At 64.3% G+C, this 2,675-nt stretch carries 2 protein-coding genes; both read left to right on the top strand.

What is annotated here, in order from left to right:
- Nucleotides 1-131 precede the first annotated feature (131 nt).
- Nucleotides 132-1,406, top strand: coding sequence for a phosphoribosylamine--glycine ligase (gene purD / locus RMO81_RS13940; protein ID WP_310476502.1), 1,275 nt, complete (start codon nucleotides 132-134; stop codon nucleotides 1,404-1,406).
- A gap of 21 nt (nucleotides 1,407-1,427) precedes the next feature.
- A complete protein-coding gene (locus RMO81_RS13945; protein WP_310476503.1) occupies nucleotides 1,428-2,498 on the top strand; it encodes a phosphotransferase family protein in 1,071 nt (356 codons plus the stop codon).
- Nucleotides 2,499-2,675: the final 177 nt, after the last annotated feature.

The raw sequence follows: 2,675 nt of genomic DNA on the forward strand, positions 1-2,675 counted from the left end.
CCGTGCGCTTCAGCGCGCCGGCGATCTCGCTGACGCTGTATTCGGGGGTATTGTCTGGTGTATCGTCCACCTGCCTTCCTTAAACCGCTGCCGGCCCTTGTCGCAACAGATGCGCATGATAGGGATGAGGCATGAGTGCCAGCCCCGACTCCGTTGTTATCCCCGATTCCGTTGACATTCTCGTGCTGGGCGGCGGTGGCCGCGAGCACGCCCTGTGTTGGCGCCTGCGCCAATCACCGCGTTGTGGCCGGCTGCTGAGTGCGCCGGGCAATGCCGGCATCGCCGACGTGGCGACCTGTGTGACGCTAGACATCAACAATGGCCAGGCTGTCGTCGATTTTGTGGCCAGGGAAAAAATTGCGCTGGTCGTGGTCGGCCCGGAAGCACCGCTGGTGGCGGGCGTCGCCGATGCGCTGCGCAGCGCGGGTGTGCCGGTGGTTGGCCCCTCTGCTGCCGCGGCACAGCTTGAAGCGTCTAAGGGCTTCACCAAGGAATTGTGCGCCGAGCACGATATTCCCACCGCGCGTTTCCGGCGTTTTGCCGATGCCGCCGACGCGCACCATTATGTCGCCGTCCACCCGCTGCCAGTGGTGGTGAAGGCCGATGGCCTGGCCGGCGGCAAGGGCGTGACGGTGGCGGAGAGCAACGAGGAAGGCCTCGCCGCGCTGGCTGAAATCCATGGCCCGGTGGTGGTGGAGCAATGCCTGGAAGGCCCGGAAGCCAGCCTGTTCATCCTCACCGATGGCGAGACCGTGCGGGTGCTGCCCACAGCGCAGGATCACAAGCGCCTGCGCGACGGCGATGAAGGCCCCAACACCGGCGGCATGGGCGCGATCTCGCCCAGCCCGCGCCTGACCCCGGAACTGCAGGCGCAGGCGATGGCGCGCATCGTGCTGCCGACGCTGGCGGCGATGAAGGCGCGCGGCACCCCGTTTCAAGGCTTCCTCTATGCTGGGCTGATGCTCACCGTCGATGGCCCGATGCTGATCGAATATAATGTGCGGCTGGGCGATCCCGAAGCGCAGGTGTTGATGCTGCGGCTGGAATCGGATGCGGTCGAACTGCTGTGGGCGGCGGCGACCGGCAGCCTGGCCAGCGTTGATCCGCAGTGGAGCAAGGATGCGGCGGTGACGGTGGTGATGGCGGCCAAGGGTTATCCGTGGCGTCCGGTGGCCGGCACGGTGATCGAAGGCCTGGCCGCTGCCGAAGCGTTGGGTTGCCACGTGTTCCATGCCGGCACCAGCCGCAGCGAGGATGGCCGGCTGGTGGCATCCGGCGGCCGCGTGCTCAACATCACGGCGCTGGGCCATGATATTTCCGAGGCGCGCGCGCTGGCGTATGCGGCTATTCGCAAGATCAAGTGGCACGGCGGCCATTTCCGGCGGGATATCGGAAAGTCTGCCTGAACGCTGCGAGGGGAGAAGCGCATGAGCGATCGGCAGGAGCAATTTTCGGGCACCAGCGCGGTGCGGCCCGGCCAGGAGATCGATGCCGGCCGGCTTGGCGAGTGGATGCAGGCCAATGTCGAAGGCTATGCCGGCCCGCTGACCATCGAACAGTTCAAGGGCGGGCAGTCCAACCCGACCTACAAATTGATCACGCCGGGGCAGAATTATGTGCTGCGCCGCAAGCCGCCGGGCCAGCTGCTGCCGTCGGCGCATGCGGTGGACCGCGAATACAAGGTGATCACGGCGCTGCACGCGCAGGGCTTCCCGGCCGCGCGCACCTTTGGCCTGTGTCAGGACAATGATGTTATCGGCACCTGGTTCTACATCATGGACTGCGTTGATGGCCGGGTGATCTGGGACACGACCTTTCCATCGGTGCCCAAGGCAGAGCGCCGCGCCTATTTTGACGCCATGAACAAGACGATGGCCGATCTGCACATGATCGATATCGAGAAGGCCGGGCTCAGCGATTTCGGCAAGCCGGGCAATTATTTCGCGCGCCAGATCGGTCGCTGGTCAAAGCAATATCTGGAAGACGTTGACGCCGGGCGTTATGGCCCGATGGACAAGTTGGTGGAATGGTTGCCAGCCAATATTCCGCCGGGTGATGAAGTGTCGGTTGTTCATGGCGATTATCGCTGTGACAACATGATCTTTCACCCAACCGAGCCCAAGGTGCTGGCGGTGCTGGATTGGGAGCTGTCGACGCTGGGCCACCCGCTCGCCGATTTTTCCTACCATCTGATGATGTACCGCATGCCGCCCAGCACCACGACGGGCCTGGTGGGCAACGATCTGGACGCCTTGGGCCTGCCCAGCGAGCAGGAATATGTTGACGCCTATTGCCGCCGCACCGGCCGGACAAGCATTCCCGACATTGATTTCTATGTTGCCTACAACATGTTCCGCCTGGCTGGCATCATCCACGGCATAAAGGGCCGGGTGATCCGCGGCACCGCCACATCGGAACATGCGAAGAAATCGGCGGAAGGTTTCGAAACGCTGGCCGATCTGGCCTGGGCCCAGGCGCAGAAACTGGGTGCAAAATAGGCCATGAACCGCTGGCCCTATTTCTTCTTCGCCCTGATTGCCGGACTGCTGTGGGCAGCCATCCGCGTGCAGCCGCCCACTCCGTTGCCCGCCAACGCCCCGGCTGATCAGTTCAGCGCCGGCCGCGCCATGGCCGATGTCCGCGTGCTGGCGCGCGAACCGCATCCTACCGGCACG

The organism is Sandarakinorhabdus sp. (assembly GCF_031422795.1).
GTDB lineage: Bacteria > Pseudomonadota > Alphaproteobacteria > Sphingomonadales > Sphingomonadaceae > Sandarakinorhabdus.

Bases quoted from the DNA above. Each gene is read 5' to 3' on its own strand.
- RMO81_RS13945 (WP_310476503.1), top strand. From the start codon at position 1,428: ATGAGCGATCGGCAGGAGCAATTTTCGGGCACCAGCGCGGTGCGGCCC.
- purD (WP_310476502.1), top strand. From the start codon at position 132: ATGAGTGCCAGCCCCGACTCCGTTGTTATCCCCGATTCCGTTGACATT.